The 2,302-nt window shown below is 33.8% G+C and carries 1 protein-coding gene; it reads left to right on the top strand.

Features of this window, described 5'->3' with window-relative positions:
* Positions 1–1,552 precede the first annotated feature (1,552 nt).
* The coding region (locus ACFILZ_RS09610; RefSeq protein WP_375611035.1) for a portal protein at positions 1,553–2,302 on the top strand (750 nt) is incomplete at its 3' end.

The raw sequence follows: 2,302 nt of genomic DNA, 5'->3' as shown, positions 1-2,302 counted from the left end.
TTGCTTAATATACATATCATAAAAGAGAGCATTCATAAAAGAAAGCCGTGTCAAGTGATATGACGCGGCTTTCAAATGTCTATCCTTATGAATCTAACCCTAAGCAAGGTAATGAATGCATATATACAAAACGTATTATATTACAAGCGCTCTATTAGAGATATGAAAACTTATCAAAAGAAATGTAAATAATGCGTATGATCTTTAATCACTCATTTGAATGAGAGAGCCTATAAATGCTTTTTGTCGCCATTAAGTATATCAATCATAATGTCTTTATCTTAAAGAGATTTATTTAAAACAAAGCCCATGATCAAAATGCTTCTTTTAAAACGTTTCAATATACTAAGCTCAAAATCGAGCTGAGTGAATTCAAATAACGCATTCTATAAAATCAAAACGCTTGTTAGCTTTAACAAAACTTGTTTTTTACATTTACGAGTATTGGTTTTCAAAACAATCTCTCATAAGACAAATAAATAACCGCTTTTATCAAACGAAAGGCTTTAAAAACTGTTATTAAACATCAGTTTCAAACGTTTCTTATAAAAATCTCATTTTATTTTCAAACGTTTAAATGTTCATTTAGAGAGGTTCTCATAAGCATCTTTTTATTTTGTACTCAAACATAACTTCTTTGCAAATTAATTGCTCTATATTTGGCTAGCAAAATCAACCAATTCAATTTTGGAGGCATTAACTTTAGAATAGAGCATTCTTTAATCAGAGTAGCTTTTTCTAAAAATTTAGAAAAATCTCATGCCTTGTGATATTATAACGATTTTGAAGTTTGTTTGCTTATCTTGTCTAAAGAGATGCCCTCAAATTTGAGGAGACCTCATTTGGTTTCGAATTTTTAAACTATAACTTTTAAAACGTTTTTTAGTACCAAGTCTAAAGTAGGTAGTAATTCTACTGCCATGGCATTATTTGCTTCCATTTTTTTGTGGAAGCGAATAGTTCCATTCTTAAAGACTAGCCTGCAATCTATTCATTAAAAGGCTTTTCATTTCATAAGATATAGCATTTTGAATTTCATGACCTTTATTTCCTACCTCGGTAAAAAAATACCGTGGTTATAAAATCGATCTTGTCTTTAAATCCTTTTATGCAATCTTTAAAATGTTCGGTGTTATGATGATGCTGTTATGACAGCTCTCTATTTTGCGCTCGCCAATTTTGGCGAATGTTAATTTGCTCTTTTATGTGATTAACAATCCAATCTTTAAAACAAGATGTGATCTTTAAACGTATGTTATCGATATTTTCAAACGACTAAATTTAAAACAATGTGATTTGTGCTGTGATAAAAACGTATCATAAAATTTATGAACTGTTATGAATGATATCGGCTTTTCATTTTATTTGAATACACACATGCGTTATAATATTTACATCATGATTTGCTTTTTATGGTCTATTCATACATGCCAATCTTATATAAAAAATGGTCAAATGAATCACGTATAAAAATGTGGATTCTTAAGTGGATTCATATAAAATAATTTCACACAACCTATTGACTTTATTTCATTTTTTGATATGATAGCTTATCAGCTGGTACAAAGAAGATGTTGAGCATGTGAACAAATGGCGCGAACATGCAAGAGAGGATTTTCGATTTTACAATGGTGATCAGTGGAATGAGGCTGATTTAGCGGCGTTAAAAGAGCAACGCCGCCCCGTTATGACGTTTAACCGTATTGCACCATTGGTTAATGCCGTTGTGGGTTCAGAGCGTAACAATAAACGAGAGGTGCAATTCATTCCCCGTCAAATAGGCAAGGCATTGCCAAGTGAATTGCTTACAGGAGCAGCGGAATGGTTTCGCGACATGGCACATGCTGAATATGCAGATAGTGATGCTTTCCAAGACGCTGTCATCTGCGGCATGGGGTGGACTGATACCCGCCTTGATTATGAAAACAGTCTTGATGGTGAACCGGTTATTACGCGTTTAGATCCTTTAAAAATGGTTTGGGATAGTGCAGCGGTGCAACCGAATTTAACCGATGCACAACGCATGTGGTATGTAGACCGCAAGCCCTTGGAAGTAGCCAAGCAGATGTTTCCAAAATCTCATTGGACAGAGCTGAGTGCGGATTGGGCGCGTGATGGGGTTGCTTATGAGGGCATTCATCATAATGATCTTGAAGCTTATAATGATGAGAAGGGCATTGATGTTGAAAACGGTCGACGGATGATCACACTTGTTGAAGGACAACATAAACAAAAATACAATAAAGTCAATAGTTTGTTTGTAATTATTTTATATGAATCCACTCAAGAATCCACACTTTTA

Source organism: Bartonella sp. AP40SXNS, from assembly GCF_042195825.1.
Lineage (GTDB): Bacteria > Pseudomonadota > Alphaproteobacteria > Rhizobiales > Rhizobiaceae > Bartonella.
Note: the sequence above shows the minus strand (reverse complement) of the source record. Positions and strands in the feature narration are given on the sequence as shown.